Below are 16314 nucleotides of genomic sequence, written 5' to 3'. Positions count from 1 at the left end.
GAACTGATCTGGAAGCGGATTATCGCCTCGCAGATGGAGGCCGCCCGCTTCTAGCGGACCACCATCGAGCTGGAGAGCGCCGACGGCAAGACCCGCCTGCGCGCCACCGGCCAGGTGTTGCTGTTCGACGGCTATCTGGCCGTCTACGAGGAAGGCCGCGACGACGAGGGCGACGAGGAGAGCGGCCGCCTGCCCCAGGTCAACGAGGGCGCCGCCGCCAAGGTGATCACCGCCCGCGCCGACCAGCACTTCACCGAACCGCCGCCGCGCTATTCGGAAGCCAGCCTGGTGAAGAAGATGGAGGAGCTCGGCATCGGCCGGCCCTCGACCTACGCCTCGGTGCTGACCGTGCTGCGCGACCGGGAATACGTCCGCATGGACAAGAACCGGTTCATCCCGGAGGACAAGGGACGGCTGGTCACCGCCTTCCTGGAGCAGTTCTTCAACCGCTACGTCCAGTACGACTTCACCGCCGCCCTGGAAGAGAAGCTCGACCTGGTCTCGGCCGGCGAGCTGAACTGGAAGGCCCTGTTGCGGGAGTTCTGGCAGGACTTCCACGCCGCCGTCGGCGAGATCGCCGAACTGCGCGTCACCCACGTGCTGGACGCGCTGAACGAGGCGCTGGGCCCCCACATCTTCCCGCAGAAGGAGGACGGCTCCGATCCGCGCGCCTGCCCCACCTGCGGGGCGGGGCAACTGTCCCTAAAGACCGGCAAGTTCGGGGCCTTCATCGGCTGCTCCAACTATCCGGAATGCCGCTACACCCGGCCCATCGCCCAGTCGGCGGACGACGCCGAGACCGAGAGCGGCGACCGCGAGCTGGGGGTCGATCCCGAGACTGGCGAGACGGTGTTCCTGAAGTCCGGCCGCTTCGGCCCCTATGTCCAGCTCGGCGACGGCGAGAAGCCCAAGCGCTCCAGCCTGCCCAAGGGCTGGTCGGCGGCGGCCATGGACCTGGAGAAGGGTCTGCGCCTGCTGCGCCTGCCCCGCGAGGTCGGCGCCCACCCGGAAGACGGGATCATGATCACCGCCGGCATCGGCCGGTTCGGCCCCTTCGTCCTGCACAACGGCACCTACGCCAACCTGCCCTCGGCCGACGAGGTGTTCGAGGTCGGCCTCAATCGCGCCGTCACCCTGCTGGCGGAAAAGCGCGCCGGCGGCCGCGGCGGTCGCGGCGAGTCCGCGGCGCTCAAGGATCTGGGCGCACACCCCGTGGACGGCCAGCCGGTGAAGATCCTGGCCGGCCGCTACGGTCCCTACATCAAGCACGGCTCCACCAACGCCAATGTTCCCAAGGGCTCCGACCCGCAGGACCTGACCCTGGAAGAGGCGGTCAAGCTGATCGCCGAGCGGGTCGAGAAGGGCGGCGGCAAGAAGCCGGCGAAAAAGGCCAAGGCGGCGCCCAAGGCGAAGGCCGCGGCCAAGCCCGCGGCGGCCAAGAAACCCGCCGCCGCCAAGAAGCCGGCGGCGAAGAAAGTCGCGAAGGCCTAGGGACCGATGGCGCTGCCCGTTAGCGACTTCTCCGCTTCGGGCTACCGGTCTCTGCGCCAGATCGCCTATCCGGTCTCCAACCTGGAGGTCTTCGTCGGCGCCAATGGCGTCGGCAAGTCCAACCTGTACCGGGCCCTGGAGCTGCTGCGGGCCGCGGCCTCCAACACGCTCGGCGCGGAGTTGGCCCGGGAGGGCATGGCGGCGGCCTTCTGGGCCGGGACGCGGCAGAAGAACCAGCCCGCGCGGATGAGCTTCGCCGTGACCCTGTCCGTGCCCGGCCGCCGCGAGGTCGGCTACCGCTACGAGGTGGAGGTGGGCTTTCCCTTCCCGACCTCGCCGGCCTTCCCCACCGAGCCGCAGGTGAAGACCGAACAGCTCTCCTATCTGAGCGGGTCGCGGCCCGCGCGGCTGCTGGACCGCAAGGGGGCCTCGGTGATGGCCCGCGACGAGGAGGGCCGTCCGCAGGAGGTGGACATCGACCTGCTGGCCTCGGAGACGGTGCTGGCTAGGCTGGAGGACCCCGGCAAGTATCCCGGCCTGGACCTTGTTCGCCGGACCTTGCTGGAGTGGCGGTTCTACCACGACCTGCGCACCGACGCGGCCTCGCCCCTGCGTCGCCCCTGCGTCGCCGTCGCCAGCCCGACCCTGGCCTCTGACGGCTCCAACCTGGCCGCCGTGTTCGCCACCCTGGCCCACATCCGGCAGGACACCGTCGATCTGGACGCTCTCGTCGACAGCGCCTTCCCCGGTGCGCGGCTGATCGTTCCGGAGCCGGATCGGATGGCCAGCTTCGGCATGAGCTTTCCGGACTTTCCCCGGCGGGTGTTCGAGGCCGCCGAGCTCTCCGACGGCACCTTGAAGTTCCTGGCCCTGGCCGGCGCCCTGATGGCCTACCGCCTGCCGGCCTTCGTGGCCCTCAACGAGCCGGAATCCAGCCTGCACCCCGCCCTGATGACCCCTCTGGCGCGGCTGGTAGGCCAGGCGTCCGAACGGTCCCAGGTCTGGCTGGTCACCCACTCCGAGCCCCTGGCGGCCGAGATCGCCGCCACGACGGTGGGCACGGTGCGGACCGTCACCAAGCACGAGGGGGCGACGACGATCGAGGGCCTGACCCGGTTGGGCCATTTCCGCGACGAAGACTGAGCCTTGGCTTTACAGGCCGATACGCACGCCTAGAGTCGCCCCGAAGAAACAGGGAGGACACCATGAAACTCGAAGGCGGATGCTACTGCCACGGCCTGCGCTACGTCGCCGAGGGCGAGCCGATGATGAAGGCCCAGTGCCACTGCCGGGAATGCCAGTACATCACCGGCGGCTCCCCCAACGTCTTCATCGCCATGCCGATCGCCGGTTTCGCCTACACCAAGGGGACGCCCAAGCAGTTCACCCGGAGCGATCTCGAACGGGCCGTGACCCGGGAATTCTGCCCGGAGTGCGGCACCCATGTCGTCACCCGCTCGCCGGGGTTCCCGGCGGTGATTCTCAAGGTCGGCTCCCTGGACGATCCCAGCCTGTTCAAGCCCGACATGGCGATCTTCACGGTGGACAAGCAGGCCTTCCACCATGTGCCCGAGGGAATTCCCGCCTTCGAGCGCCTTCCGGGCTGACCCCAGGATTGGGGAGGCGAGTTTCGCCGATGCGCGTTACAAGGCGGCATGGCCAAACTCCGCGCCCCCAAAGCCTCCCGGTTCAAACCCAAGCCCGCCCAGGGCCTGCCCGACCGCGAGACCCTGCTGAAATACATCCGCGAGGCGGGTGAGACCGACAAGGCCGACATCGCCAAGGTGTTCGGACTAAAGGGCGCCGACCGCAAGGCGCTCCGCGAGATGCTGCGCGAGCTCGAGGCCTCCGGCGCCCTTGGCAAGCGCGGGCGCAAAGGCCTGGCCGAGGCCGGCGCCCTGCCCCCGGTTGGTGTGGTCGACGTCGTGGAGAAGGACACCGACGGCGAACTGCTGGTCCGGCTGACCAAGGGCGAGGACACCCCGACCGTGCGCCTGGCGCCGAGCCGCAGCGATCCGCTCGGCGGCGCGCCGGGCCTGGGCGACCGCCTGCTGGTGCGCTTCGAGCTGCTGGAGACCGGCGAGACGGAAGCCCGGCTGATCAAGCGGCTGGGGGCCAGCGCCCACAAGATCCTCGGCGTGATCCGCAAGTCCAACCGCGAGGTCCGGGTCGAGCCGGTGGACCGCAAGTCCAAGGAAAGCCTGATCCTCACCGATCCCGAGGCCCAGAAACTGCGGGACGGCGACCTGGTCCTGGCCCAGGTGGGCGTCGCCCACGAGCGCTACGGTCCCAAGCGGGGCAAGCTGCTGGAGGTGGTGGGCCGCGAGGACCAGCCCCGCGCCGCCTCGCTGATCGCCATCCACTCCCACGGCATCCCCACCGGCTTCTCCAAGGAGGCCGAGGCCGAGGCCGAGGCGGCCAAACCGCCGACCCTCAGCGGCCGCGAGGACCTGCGTCAGGTGCCGCTGGTGACCATCGACCCGCCGGATGCGCGGGACCACGACGACGCGGTCTATGCCGAGCCCGACACCGACCCCGGCAATAAGGGAGGCTGGATCGTCTGGGTCGCCATCGCCGACGTCGCGGCCTATGTGCGGCCGGGTTCGGCCCTCGACATCGCCGCCCGCGAGAAGTCCAACAGCGTCTACTTCCCCGACCGGGTGGAGCCGATGCTGCCCGAGCGGCTGTCGGCGGGGCTGTGCTCCCTGCGCGAGGGCGAGAACCGCGCCTGCCTGGCCGTCCGCATGGTCTTCGACCGCTCCGGGCGCAAGAAGGGCCACCGCTTCGTGCGCGGCCTGATGCGCTCGGCCGCCAAGCTCTCCTACGAGCAGGCCCAGGCGGCCATCGACGGGGAGCCTGACGATGTGACCCGGACGCTGCTCAAGCCCATCCTGGAGCCCCTGTGGGCCGCCTATCGCTGCATGCTGCAGGGCCGGCTCGCCCGCTCGCCCCTGGCCATCGAAAGCGCCGAGCGGCGGATCATCATCAACACCGAGGGCGAGATCACCTCGATCACCCCGCGTGCGGCCCTGGAGGCCCACAAGCTGATCGAGGAGATGATGGTGCAGGCCAATGTCTGCGCCGCCGAGACCCTCGAGGCCAAGAAAACCCCGCTGATCTACCGGATCCACGACACCCCCAGCCAGGACAAGATCGGGTCCCTGGCCGAGTTCCTGGCCACCCTGGACATCCCCTGGAGCAAGGGCGAGGCGCCGCGCACCGACCGCTTCAACAAGCTGCTGGGGGAGACCCGCGAGAGCCCGCATGCCGACATCATCAACGAGGTGGTGCTGCGCAGCCAGATGCAGGCCATCTACTCCACCGAGAACATCGGCCACTTCGGCCTGAACCTGCAGCGCTACGCCCACTTCACCTCGCCGATCCGGCGCTATGCTGACCTCGTGGTGCACCGCGGTCTGATCCGCTCGCTCGGGCTTGGCGACGACGGCCTCACCGACCGCGACATCAGCCAGATGAAGGACACCGCCGAGGTCATCACCTTCGCCGAGCGCCGGGCCATGGCCGCCGAGCGCGACGCCACCGACCGCTATGTGGCCGCTTTCCTGGCCGACAAGGTGGGGGCCTCCTTCCACGGCCGGATCACCGGCGTCACGCGCTTTGGCCTCTTCGTGCGGCTGGCCGACACCGGGGCCGACGGCCTGGCGCCGGTCTCCAAGCTCGGCGACGAGTTCTTCATCCACGACGACCGCATGCACGCCCTGGTGGGCGAGCGCACCGGCGCGCGCTGGCCGCTCGGCATGACGGTGGAGGTCAAGCTGGTGGAGGCCACCCCCATCACCGGCGGCCTGCTGTTCGAGATGTTGAGCGAGCCCCAGCCGCGCGATCCCAACGCCCCGCGCCCCCGCCTGGGGGCGATTCGGCGGGCGCCGGGCTCCCAGGACGCCAAGCGCCGGGGCGGGCCGCCGAAGGGCGTCCGCAAGGGTAAGCGCCACTAGCCAGGGGCCGGCGGGGTCGCGGCAAATGCGAGCTTGACGCTGGGGCAGGCTTCCCAGGCCGGCGGCGGCGGTCATACACTTGTTTGATGTCAGAGAGCCAAAACGAATCCGAGAACCCGCTGGGCGGCCGCGGCAATGCCGGCGGCCCGCCGCGCAAGCCGGGCCAGCGCGCCGTGCGCCCCCGGGACGCCGCCACCCTGATCATCGTGCGCCGCGACGCCAAGAAGCCGCGCCTGCTGATGGGTCGCCGGGCCAAGGGCCACGACTTCATGCCCGACAAGTGGGTGTTCCCGGGCGGACGCATCGACCGCTCGGACTTCAACGCCCCCTATGCCACAGATCTCAGGCCCGACGTGGCCCTCAAGTTGATGCACGGCACCCCGGAGCGGCGAGCCCGGGCCCTGGCGCTGACCGCCATCCGCGAGACCTTCGAGGAGGCCGGCCTGCTGCTGGCCAAGCCCGCCCCCGAGCGCCCCGGCGCCGGTCCCTGGCGGGAGTTCCTGCAGCAGGGCGCGGCGCCGGACCTGGAGGCCATGCAGTACGTGGCCCGCGCGGTCACCCCGCCCATGGTGGGCAAGCGCTTCGACGCCCGGTTCTTCATGGCCGAGGCCGACCGGCTGATCAGCCTGGAGCGCCAGGCCGACTGCGGGGAACTGGACGAGATCGCCTGGGTGGACCTGGACGAGGCCCTGGCGCTCGACCTGCCCAGCGTCACCCGCTTCGTGGTGCGCGAAGTGGCCCACCGACTGGAGGCCCCCGAGCGGCCGATCCCCTACATGCGCTTCGTCCGCAAGGGGTCGCAGATCACCCATCTCTAGGCATTCCCCTGGAGCGCATTGACTTTGGGTTCGGGATTCGTATTGTCCGCGGCTCTTTAGAACCCAGCCGGCGCGACTGCGCAGCCGGCCGCGCGAGGACCGACCATGGCGAAGCCCGCCTCAATTAAGATCCGCCTGAACTCGTCGGCCGACACCGGCTTCTTCTACGTGACGAAGAAGAACGCCCGCACCAAGACCGACAAGCTGGTCATGAAGAAGTACGATCCCGTCGTGCGCAAGCACGTCGAGTTCAAGGAAGGCAAGATCAAGTAGGTCTGCCGACCCACGCGACATTCCAAGACGCCCGGTCTCGCGACCGGGCGTTTTTCGTTTCAGATCAGATATTTGGCGACGCCACCCACTTGTGTCATCCCGGTTTCCGCGCAGCGGAAGACCGGGACCCATAGGCGCCGATTTCTCCTGCAAGCCCCGCGCTTATGGGTCCCGGACAAGCGCTACGCGCTTTCCGGGATGACACGGAGTGGGGAAGCGTCGGAGGCCTCAGGCCGCCCGGGCGATGACCTTGTTGCGGCCCGAGGCCTTGGCCTCGTAGACGGCGTCGTCGGCGCGCTTGAGCAGGGCTTCGGGACGATCCCCCGCCCCCAGGGTCGCGGCCACGCCGATGGAGATGGTGACGGTCAGCAGCTCGGCGCCGCCCATCACCCGGAAGGGCGAGCCGGCCACGTGCAGCCGGATACGCTCGGCGATGCGCTCGGCGTCCTCGATCTTGGTGTCGGGCATGACCACCACGAACTCCTCGCCGCCGTAGCGGCACGGCAGGTCGATGGCGCGCACATTGGAGGCCAGGCGCACGGCGAACTCACGCAGCACCTCGTCGCCGACGTCGTGGCCGTAACCGTCGTTGATCTTCTTGAAGTAGTCGATGTCGATCAGCAGGGCCGCGACGGGATCGCCCCCCAGGCTGGCGCGCTTCACCAGGGCGTCGAGCTGCCCCACCATGTAGCGGCGGTTGTGCAGGCCGGTGAGCTGGTCGGTGACCGCCAGCTCCAGGGAGTGGTCGAGATTATCGCGCAGATAGTCGGTGTAGCGCTTGCGCCGGATCTGGGTCTTGGACCGGGCCGAGAGCTCCTGGGGATCGATCGGCTTGGAGAGGATGTCGTTGACCCCGATCTCCAGGGCCTTCACCAGGCGCTGACGCTCGTCGAAGTCGACGATGGCCAAGACCGGCAGGTGGCGCGTGGCCTCGTCGGAGCGAAGCTGGGCGGTAAAGCGCAGGCCGTCGAAGGAGCGCGCCGCGGCGTTGACGATCACCAGGTCCACCGGACCCTTGGCCGTCATCAGGGCCTTCTCAGGGTCGCTCTCGATGATCGGGCGGTGCTCGATGGCCAGTTCGGCGGCGATACGTTGGGCCTGGCGCTCGTGATCGTCGACGATCAGCACCCGACCGCCCGTGCCGCCGAGGCGCGAGGCGGCGCCGGCGATGACGCCCATGCGGCGGCCCGAGGCCTCGCGGTCGCGCAGTTCGTCGATCACCATCTTCAGGCGGGTCAGGCTGCGCACCCGGGCGAACAGCATGATGTCGTCGATGGGCTTGGTGAGGAATTCGTCGGCCCCGGCCTCGAGACCGGCGATGCGGTCGGCGCGGCCGTCCAGGGCGGTCACCAGGACCACCGGCACGTGGCGGGTCTCCGGATCATCCTTCAGCCGACGGCAGACCTGGAAGCCGTCCATGCCGGGCATCATGACATCCAGCAGGACGATGTCGGGCTTTTCCTTGGCCGCGATGGCGAGCGCCGTCGGGCCGTCATAGGCCACCAGCACCTCATAGTACTCGGCCGAGAGCTTGGCTTCGAGGAGGCGGACGTTGGCCTCGATGTCGTCGACGACCAGGATACGCGCGGTCATGGCGGCTATTCCAACAGGCGGCGGATGGTGTCGAGGAAGTGCGACACCGAGATGGGCTTGGAGATGTAGGCCTCGCAACCGCCCTCGCGGATGCGCTCCTCGTCCCCCTTCATGGCGAAGGCGGTCACCGCCACCACGGGAATGTGGGCGAGGTCATCGTCTTCCTTGAGCCATTTGGTGACCTCCAGTCCCGAGATCTCGGGAAGCTGGATGTCCATCAGGATCAAGTCCGGGCGATGTTCGCGCGCGAGCGCCAGCGCCTGCAGTCCCTCGCGGGTCTGCAGCGTTTCGTAGCCTTGGGCATCGAGGAGATCATGAAATAGCTTCATGTTCAGCTCGTTATCCTCGACGATGAGGACCTTCTTGGCCATTTTCGTCCCGACGATCCTTGGCTCTGGCGAATCGGTAACCGACCTCACCTTGAGCCTCTTGATCTCACGGATATCCTTAAACTCGCGTTAGTCGCATTCGGAGGCCCCGTGGCCGAACCGCTCCGAGCTCCCAGACTGTCCGACATGGGCGTCGACACCGCTCGCCCCCTGCTGATCGTCGACGTCGACGAGGTGCTGGGCCTGTTCATGGAAGGGTTCGGGCGGTTCCTGGAGGACCGGGGCCTGGAGTTCCGCGTCGACAAGTTCGCCCTCTTCCAGAACATCTACCGCCCCGGCGAGGCCGAACACCTGGAGATCGACCAGGGACGTAAGCACTACGAGGACTTCTTTCGCTATGGGTGCGGCGACATGACGCCGACGCCCGGCGGGGTCCAGGCGCTGCGGAGCCTGTCGGAGCGGGCCGGGATCGTGATCCTGACCAATGCGCCGGGGCCCGCCAGGCTGGCTCGGGCCCGCTGGCTGGGCCGGCATGGCATGGACTACCCGCTGATCCTCAACACCGGCCCCAAGGGGCCTCTGGCCGCTGGCCTGGCGTCCCAGACGGCGGGGCGCGCGGTCTTCATCGACGACCTGATCCCCAATCTCGACTCGGTGGCCGAGAGCGCGCCAGCCGTCAGCCGCTTTCAGCACGTGGCCGATCCGAGGCTGCGCGCCCTGGCGCCGGCCAAGCCCGATCTCCACACGCGGATCGACGACTGGGAAGATCTGCGCGTGGCCATCGAAGACGCCATCGGCTGAGGCAGGTATGTTGGCGGCATGATCCGCATCGGCGTGGACTTCGGCGGCACCAAGATCGAGGCGGCGGCGCTGGACGGCGAGGGCCGGTTCGTCGCGCGCGTCAGGGCCCCTACCCCACGCGACTATGAGGCCGATCTGGCCGCGGTCCACGACTTGGTGGCCGTGGTCGAGCGCCGGGCGGGCGCCCGGGCGGCGCGGATCGGGGTCGCGGGCCCAGGCTCGATCTCCCCGGCGGGCGACCTGATGCGGGGCGCCAACTCCACCGAGCTGAACAACCGCCCCTTCCCCGCCGACCTCGCCCGGGTGCTGGCGCGGCCGGTGCGCTACGCCAACGACGCCAACTGCATGGCCCTGTCGGAGGCCGTCGACGGGGCGGGCGCTGACAGCCGGGTGGTCTTCGCCGCCATCCTGGGCACCGGCTGCGGCGGCGGGGTCGTGATCGATCGCCAGCTCGTGGAGGGTCGCAACGCCTTCGCGGGCGAATGGGGCCACACGCCCCTGCCCTGGCCCACGGCGGCCGAGCACCCGGGACCGACCTGCTGGTGCGGCCGCCGGAACTGCCTGGAGCTCTACGCCTCCGGGACGGGACTGGCCCGCGACCACGGCGGCGGCCTGACCGCCGAGGCGGTGGTCGGCGCGGCCAGGGCCGGGGACATCGCCGCCGCCGCGGCCCTGGATCGCTATGTCGACCGTCTGGCCCGGGGGCTGGCGGTGGTCTGCGACATCCTCGATCCCGACGTCATCGTCCTGGCGGGCGGGATGTCCAATGTGGCCGAGCTCCAGGACCGCCTGCCGGCCGCCATCGCCCCGCACGTCTTCTCCGACGTCTTCACCACCCCGGTGCGGCGCGCCCAGCATGGCGATTCCTCGGGCGTCCGGGGCGCGGCCTGGCTCTGGCCCTTGGAGGCCGGAGCGTGAGCGCGCTCTGCCGCGACTGCTTCACCCACGGCGACTTCACCCGCCGCTGCCCGGCCTGCGGCTCGCCGCGGATAGTGGCGCACGATGAGCTGGAGCGCCTCTCCATCGCCCACATGGACTGCGACGCCTTCTACGCCTCGGTGGAGAAGCGCGACCGGCCGGAACTGCGCGACGTGCCGGTGATCGTCGGCGGCGGCAAGCGCGGGGTGGTGACCACCTGCTGCTACATCGCCCGCATCAACGGTGTCCGCTCGGCCATGCCGATGTTCAAGGCTATCAAGGCCTGCCCCCAGGCGGTGGTCATCAAGCCCGACTTCTCCAAGTACCGCGCCGAGAGCCGGCGGATCATGGCGATGATGGCCGACCTGACGCCGCTGGTTCAGCCGCTCTCCCTGGACGAGGCCTGGATGGACCTTTCGGGCACCGAGCGCCTGCACGGGGCCACACCGGCCGAAACGCTCGCCCGCCTGCAGGCCCGGATCGAGGCCGAGGTGGGGATCACCGTCTCCATCGGCCTGGCGGCGAACAAGTTCCTGGCCAAGATCGCCTCGGACCTGGACAAGCCCCGCGGCTACTCGGTGATCGGCGGAGCCGAGGCCCAGGCCTTCCTGGCCTCCCGGCCAGTGGGCATCCTGCCCGGCGTGGGGCCGGCCATGGTCTCCAGCCTGGAGAACGCCAATTTCGTCACCGTGGGCGACATCGCCAGGGCCGAGCCCAAGGATCTGGCCGCCCGCTTCGGATCGAACGGCCTGCGTCTGCACGCCCTGGCCCAGGGCCGCGACACCCGCGCCGTCGATCCCGACCAGATCCGCAAGTCCATCAGCGCCGAGACCACCTTCAACGAGGACCTCCGCAGCCAGGCCGACCTGGAAGACCAGCTGCCGCACCTGGCCGAGAAGGTCGCCCGCCAGGCCCGGAGCGGAAACCTCGCCGGCCGCGTGGTGACCCTGAAGCTCCGGGCCGCCGACTTCAAGATCATCACCCGGCGCAAGACGCTGGCCGTCCCCATCCAGACCGCCCGGACCATCCTTGCGGTGGGCAAGGAGATGCTGGCCGCCGAGTTGAAGGCGGGCGGGACCAACCGATCGTGGCGCCTGATCGGGGTCGGGATCACCGAATTGATCGAACCGCAGAACGTCGAATCCGACTTTTTCGGCGGCGACGAGCGGCGAACCCTGGCCGGTGAGCGCACCGCCGACGCGATCCGGGCGCGATTCGGAGCCAAGGCCCTGACGTCGGCGCGCGCCCTACGCGGGAAATCCTCGGCCCAGGATTGAAAACCAGGGGCCGCAGACCCATCTGGCCCCCTGTTAGCATGGTGAAAACTGCGGCCTTTGGAACGATCTCGCCCCGCGCGACCATTTCGACCCTTCCAAAGGGCCATCTTTTCCATATCTAATCCATCTGTAGGGCGGTCCCGTGACCGCCGAGGAGACCTGTTCGATGGCCGAGCGAAAGCAAGGTGATCAGGAGACGGGCGTAAAATCGGCGGTCATCACACAGACCAAGCCGAAGACGCAGAAGCCGTCTCTGTACCGGGTGCTGCTCCTCAATGACGACTACACTCCCATGGAGTTCGTCGTGTACGTGCTTGAGCAGTACTTCCATAAGTCGCGCGAAGAGGCGACGACGATCATGCTGCATGTCCACCAACACGGTGTGGGCGTGTGCGGCGTGTTCACTTACGAAGTGGCGGAAACAAAGGTGGCCCAGGTCGTTGATACCGCGCGCCGGCATCAGCATCCGTTGCAATGCACCATGGAAAAGGATTGAGGCCCAGCTTGCCGTCATTCTCACGCCACCTCGAAGAGTCCCTCCACCGCGCGGTGGCTTTCGCCAATCAGCGAAAGCACGAGTACGCGACCCTGGAGCACCTGCTCCTGTCCCTCATCGACGATGAGGACGCCGCCGGCGTGATGAAAGCCTGCGACGTCGAACTCCCGTCGCTGAAGACGACCCTGACCAACTACGTGGACAACGAGCTGCGCTCGCTGGTGGTGGACGACGGCGAGGACGCTAAGCCCACGCCCAGCTTCCAGCGCGTGATCCAGCGCGCGGTCATCCATGTGCAGTCCTCGGGCCGCGAGGAGGTCACCGGCGCCAATGTGCTGGTCGCCATCTTCTCCGAGCGCGAGAGCCACGCCGCCTACTTCCTGCAAGAGCAGGACATGACCCGCTACGACGCGGTCAACTACATCGCCCACGGCATCGCCAAGAAGGCCGGCGTCGAGGGCGCGGCCAAGCCCGTCAAGGGCTCCGAGGACGAGGACAAGCCCGCGGTGAAGACCGGCGGCGAGGCCCTTGAGGCCTATTGCGTGAACCTCAACGAGAAGGCCAAGCAGGGCAAGGTCGACCCCCTGATCGGGCGTTCGGCCGAGGTGGAGCGCTGCATCCAGATCCTGTGCCGCCGCACCAAGAACAACCCCCTGCTGGTGGGCGACCCGGGCGTCGGCAAGACCGCCATCGCCGAGGGCCTGGCGCGCAAGATCGTCAATCACCAGGTCCCCGAGGTCCTGGCCAACGCCACCATCTTCTCCCTCGACATGGGCAGTCTGCTGGCGGGCACCCGCTATCGCGGCGATTTCGAAGAGCGCGTGAAGCAGGTGGTCAAGGAACTTGAGAACCACGCCGACGCGATCCTGTTCATCGACGAGATCCACACGGTGATCGGCGCCGGCGCCACCAGCGGCGGGGCCATGGACGCCTCCAACCTGCTGAAGCCGGCCCTGGCCTCGGGCTCCCTGCGCTGCATGGGCTCGACGACCTACAAGGAGTTCCGTCAGCACTTCGAGAAGGACCGGGCCCTGGTCCGGCGCTTCCAGAAGATCGACGTGAACGAGCCGACGATCGAGGACACCATCAAGATCCTCAAGGGGCTGAAGACCTACTACGAGGACTTCCACAAGCTCCGCTACACCAATGACGCCATCAAGGCGGCCGTGGAGCTGTCGGCCAAGTACATCACCGACCGCAAGCTGCCCGACAAGGCCATCGACATCATCGACGAGGCGGGCGCGAGCCAGATGCTGCTGCCGGAGGGCCGTCGCAAGAAGACCATCGGCCTGAAGGAGGTCGAGGCCGTCGTGGCCAAGATCGCCCGCATCCCGCCTAAGTCGGTGTCCAAAACCGACACCGAGGCGCTGAAGCAGCTGCACGAGGACCTGAAGCGCGCCGTCTACGGTCAGGACGACGCCATCGAGCAGCTGTCGGCGGCCATGAAGATGGCCCGCGCCGGTCTGCGTGACCCCAACAAGCCGATCGGCTGCTACCTGTTCTCGGGCCCCACCGGCACCGGCAAGACCGAGACCGCCCGGCAACTGGCCGGCACCATGGGCATCGAGCTGCTGCGGTTCGACATGTCGGAATACATGGAGCGGCACACGGTCAGCCGCCTGATCGGCGCGCCTCCCGGCTATGTCGGGTTCGACCAGGGCGGCCTGCTGACCGACGCCGTCGACCAACATCCGCACTGCGTGGTGCTGCTGGACGAGATCGAAAAGGCCCACCCGGACGTCTTCAACATCCTGCTGCAGGTCATGGACCACGGGGTCCTCACCGACTCCAACGGCAAGAAGGTCGACTTCCGCAACGTGGTCCTGATCATGACCACCAACGCCGGCGCCTCCGACGCCCAGCGCAATTCCATCGGCTTCGGCCGCGGGAAGCAGGAGGACGAGGTCGACGAGGCCCTGAAGCGCCTGTTCACGCCGGAATTCCGCAACCGCCTCGACGCGGTGGTGCAGTTCAAGCCCCTGACCCAGGACATCATCCGCCAGGTCGTCCAGAAGTTCGTCATCCAGCTGGAAGCGCAACTGGCCGACCGTCACGTCACCATCGAGACCACCGACGAGGCCGCCGACTGGCTGGCCAAGAACGGTTTCGACGAGCTCTACGGCGCCCGGCCTCTGGCCCGGGTCATTCAGGAGCACATCAAGAAGCCGCTGGCCGACGAGATTCTGTTCGGCAAGCTGGTGAAGGGTGGCCACGTGAAGGTGGTGCTGAAGGACTCCAAGCTGGCCTTTGAGATCGAGGGCGAGGGTCACGAACCCGGCGCGCCGATCATCGAGAACCCCGCCGAGGATGCGGCCAACGCGGCTCCGGAGCTGGCGGACTAAGGTCCCCCACCGAGCGTTCGGAACGGATTGAACCCCAGGCCTCCGGCCTGGGGTTTTTTCGTCGCGCCATCTCCGGGTGGTGGTCGAATCATTCGCCGCGCCAATACCTTGGCCTGGGTTGTGATCAGCAATTGTGTATGAAGCCCAGGCCTATGGTTTAGCGCGCAACTGGGGGGTTGCCCGAATGGCGTCGCCTATCCGGCTCTTTCGACCGGCCCAGTCGCCCCGCGCGCCCGGCCTCGACCTGGCCTTCCTGGCGGCCTATGCGGTCTGCGCCCTGCTGGCCTACACCTGGACCACCAGCGTCACCGGCCTCGCCGTCCTGTGGATCTGCAACGGCTTCCTGGCCGCCGGCCTGCTCCTGCTGCCGCGCCAGCAGGCCATGGTCCTGGCCCTGCTCTGCGCGACGATCGACCTGCTGGCGGCGCTCAACAGCGGCAGCACGCCGGCGAGGGCCCTGCTGATCTCCGGATGCGATCTCACCGAGGCCGTCCTGGCGGCGGTTCTCATCCGGCGGTTCTGCGGCGCCGGGCTGGACATGAACGTGCTCCCGCGCTTTCGCAATTTCGTCCTCCTGGCGGCCCTCCCGGCGACGGTCGCGATCGGCACCCTCGGCGCCTCCGTCGCCACGCTGCTGTTCGAGGACGAGTTCCTGTCGGCCTGGACGACCTGGGTGTTCGGCGACTTCCTGGGCATGATCATCGGCGCGCCGGCCGCCCTACTCCTGGCGCGTTTCCGGCGCTATGACGTGGGCGCCGCGGCCTCAGGCTTCGAGGTCTTCGGTCTGATCGGCCTGGCGGTGGTCGTGGCGGCGCTGATCTTCACCACCCCCCTCCCCGCCCTGTTCCTGCTCTTCCCGCTCGGCCTGCTCGTGGTCATCCGGCTCAGCAGCCCCTACACGGCGCTGATGGTGATGCTGGTGTCGTTCATCGGCGCCAGCGCCACGGTGGCCGGCCATGGGCCCATCGTCGCCCAGTTTCCAGGCGACATGCCGCGCCAGATTCTGGTGCTGCAGCTCTATCTGGCGACCATCGTCAGCTCGGCCATCATCCTGTCCAGCGTCCTGGCCCAGCGCACCGCGGCCCAGGCCGGTCTGCGCCGGGCCCTGGCCGTGGCCCGCGCGGCGCGTCGCGACGCCGTGGCCGCCGACGGCGCCAAGGGGCGCTTCCTGGCGGTGATGAGCCACGAGATGCGAACACCCCTGAACGGCATCAAGGGCCACGCTCAGCTGCTCACCGCGCGCGCGGACCTGGCTCCCGGGGCGCGGGAGCAGCTGGGGGTGATCCAGGCTTCCTGCCAGGTCCTGCTCTCCCTGATCACCAACATACTGGACTACTCCCGGATCGGCTCTGGCGCCGTGGAGCTGGCTCGCGACCCGCTCTCCCTCGCCGATCTCGCGCGGACGGCCGGCGACATCGTCCGGCCGAGCCTGGGGCCCCTGACCCTGAGCGTCGATGTCTCGGCGGTCGAAGGTCTGGTCCACGAGGGCGACGAGAACCACATCCTGCAGGTCCTGCTCAACCTGCTGGGCAACGCGGTGAAGTTCACCGACGAGGGCCAGGTCGAGGTCCGAGTGGGCGTCGAGCCTGCGAACGGCGTCGACTGGGTGCGGGTGAGCGTGCGCGACACCGGCGTCGGCCTTGCCCCCGAAGCGATGGCCAAGCTGTTCCAGCCCTTCACCCAGGCCGACACCAGCGCCACGCGTCGGTTCGAGGGGGCGGGTCTGGGCCTGGCCATCTCCAAGTCTCTGGTCGAGCAGATGAAAGGTCGGATCGGCGTCGAGAGCGTCCTGGGGGCGGGCTCGGAGTTCTGGTTCAAGATCCTGCTGCCCCGCCTTGAGGCGTCGCCCGAGGCGGCTCTGGCCGAGACCGCTGGCTCGGGCGTCGGGCGCATCCTGGTGGTGGACGACCATCCGGTGAACCGTCAGGTGGCCTCGATGATGCTGATGGCCGCGGGGTTTGATGTCGAGACCGCCGACGACGGCGCCCAGGCGGTGGAGGCGGTGCGCCGCCGCCCCTTC

At 68.6% G+C, this 16314-nt stretch carries 13 protein-coding genes and 1 pseudogene; 12 read left to right on the top strand and 2 right to left on the bottom strand.

The window, feature by feature from the left end; all coding sequences use genetic code 11:
- From Q7T09_RS10750 to rpmG, 6 genes and pseudogenes are all read left to right on the top strand, one after another.
- Positions 1–1491, top strand: a pseudogene (locus Q7T09_RS10750) (topoisomerase C-terminal repeat-containing protein); the annotation flags it as partial.
- A gap of 6 nt (positions 1492–1497) precedes the next feature.
- Entirely contained in the window at positions 1498–2634 is a 1137-nt protein-coding gene (locus tag Q7T09_RS10745) for an AAA family ATPase (protein WP_304699595.1), read from the top strand.
- Between the two features lie 62 nt (positions 2635–2696).
- Entirely contained in the window at positions 2697–3098 is a 402-nt protein-coding gene (locus Q7T09_RS10740; protein WP_304699594.1) for a GFA family protein, read from the top strand.
- Positions 3099–3146: 48 nt separating this feature from the next.
- Positions 3147–5447: a ribonuclease R gene (gene rnr / locus Q7T09_RS10735; protein WP_304699593.1), complete on the top strand. Its 2301-nt coding sequence runs from the start codon at positions 3147–3149 to the stop codon at positions 5445–5447.
- Between the two features lie 86 nt (positions 5448–5533).
- The gene (locus Q7T09_RS10730; RefSeq protein ID WP_304699592.1) at positions 5534–6265 is read left to right on the top strand and encodes an NUDIX domain-containing protein; all 732 of its coding nucleotides are present in this window, start codon (positions 5534–5536) and stop codon (positions 6263–6265) included.
- Positions 6266–6370: 105 nt separating this feature from the next.
- Complete coding sequence (rpmG, locus tag Q7T09_RS10725; protein ID WP_215340033.1) at positions 6371–6538, top strand: 50S ribosomal protein L33; 168 nt, start codon at positions 6371–6373, stop codon at positions 6536–6538.
- 228 nt (positions 6539–6766) lie between these two features.
- On the opposite strand, the gene Q7T09_RS10720 is transcribed toward rpmG, so the two are convergent.
- Positions 6767–8131, bottom strand: a complete 1365-nt coding sequence (locus tag Q7T09_RS10720) for a PleD family two-component system response regulator (protein ID WP_304699591.1) — start codon at positions 8129–8131, stop codon at positions 6767–6769.
- A gap of 5 nt (positions 8132–8136) precedes the next feature.
- Complete coding sequence (locus tag Q7T09_RS10715; RefSeq protein WP_304699590.1) at positions 8137–8502, bottom strand: response regulator; 366 nt, start codon at positions 8500–8502, stop codon at positions 8137–8139.
- A gap of 108 nt (positions 8503–8610) precedes the next feature.
- Here Q7T09_RS10715 and Q7T09_RS10710 point away from each other — a divergent pair, with 108 nt between their 5' ends.
- From Q7T09_RS10710 to Q7T09_RS10685, 6 genes are all read left to right on the top strand, one after another.
- Positions 8611–9261, top strand: coding sequence for a hypothetical protein (locus Q7T09_RS10710; RefSeq protein WP_370689231.1), 651 nt, complete (start codon positions 8611–8613; stop codon positions 9259–9261).
- 18 nt (positions 9262–9279) lie between these two features.
- Positions 9280–10179 carry an ROK family protein gene (locus Q7T09_RS10705; protein ID WP_304699589.1) on the top strand — a complete coding sequence of 300 codons (900 nt, stop codon included), beginning with the start codon at positions 9280–9282 and terminating at the stop codon, positions 10177–10179.
- Positions 10176–11456, top strand: coding sequence for a DNA polymerase IV (locus Q7T09_RS10700; protein ID WP_304699588.1), 1281 nt, complete (start codon positions 10176–10178; stop codon positions 11454–11456). The genes Q7T09_RS10705 and Q7T09_RS10700 overlap by 4 nt, the downstream gene beginning before the upstream one ends.
- A gap of 166 nt (positions 11457–11622) precedes the next feature.
- Positions 11623–11952, top strand: coding sequence for an ATP-dependent Clp protease adapter ClpS (clpS, locus tag Q7T09_RS10695; RefSeq protein WP_215340028.1), 330 nt, complete (start codon positions 11623–11625; stop codon positions 11950–11952).
- Between the two features lie 8 nt (positions 11953–11960).
- The gene (gene clpA, locus Q7T09_RS10690) at positions 11961–14294 is read left to right on the top strand and encodes an ATP-dependent Clp protease ATP-binding subunit ClpA (protein ID WP_304699587.1); all 2334 of its coding nucleotides are present in this window, start codon (positions 11961–11963) and stop codon (positions 14292–14294) included.
- Between the two features lie 184 nt (positions 14295–14478).
- Positions 14479–16314 (top strand): ATP-binding protein (locus Q7T09_RS10685; protein ID WP_304699586.1); only part of this gene is annotated, 1836 nt, incomplete at its 3' end.

Origin of the sequence: Phenylobacterium sp. (genome assembly GCF_030645195.1) — a bacterium.
GTDB lineage: Bacteria > Pseudomonadota > Alphaproteobacteria > Caulobacterales > Caulobacteraceae > Phenylobacterium.
Note: the sequence above shows the minus strand (reverse complement) of the source record. Positions and strands in the feature narration are given on the sequence as shown.

What these genes read in the sequence shown, in the direction of transcription:
- Q7T09_RS10730 (WP_304699592.1), top strand. Translation starts at nt 5,534, where the DNA reads ATGTCAGAGAGCCAAAACGAATCCGAGAACCCGCTGGGCGGCCGCGGC.
- Q7T09_RS10705 (WP_304699589.1), top strand. Translation starts at nt 9,280, where the DNA reads ATGATCCGCATCGGCGTGGACTTCGGCGGCACCAAGATCGAGGCGGCG.
- Q7T09_RS10720 (WP_304699591.1), bottom strand. Translation starts at nt 8,131, where the DNA reads ATGACCGCGCGTATCCTGGTCGTCGACGACATCGAGGCCAACGTCCGC.
- rnr (WP_304699593.1), top strand. Translation starts at nt 3,147, where the DNA reads ATGGCCAAACTCCGCGCCCCCAAAGCCTCCCGGTTCAAACCCAAGCCC.
- clpS (WP_215340028.1), top strand. Translation starts at nt 11,623, where the DNA reads ATGGCCGAGCGAAAGCAAGGTGATCAGGAGACGGGCGTAAAATCGGCG.
- rpmG (WP_215340033.1), top strand. Translation starts at nt 6,371, where the DNA reads ATGGCGAAGCCCGCCTCAATTAAGATCCGCCTGAACTCGTCGGCCGAC.
- Q7T09_RS10745 (WP_304699595.1), top strand. Translation starts at nt 1,498, where the DNA reads ATGGCGCTGCCCGTTAGCGACTTCTCCGCTTCGGGCTACCGGTCTCTG.
- Q7T09_RS10740 (WP_304699594.1), top strand. Translation starts at nt 2,697, where the DNA reads ATGAAACTCGAAGGCGGATGCTACTGCCACGGCCTGCGCTACGTCGCC.
- Q7T09_RS10715 (WP_304699590.1), bottom strand. Translation starts at nt 8,502, where the DNA reads ATGGCCAAGAAGGTCCTCATCGTCGAGGATAACGAGCTGAACATGAAG.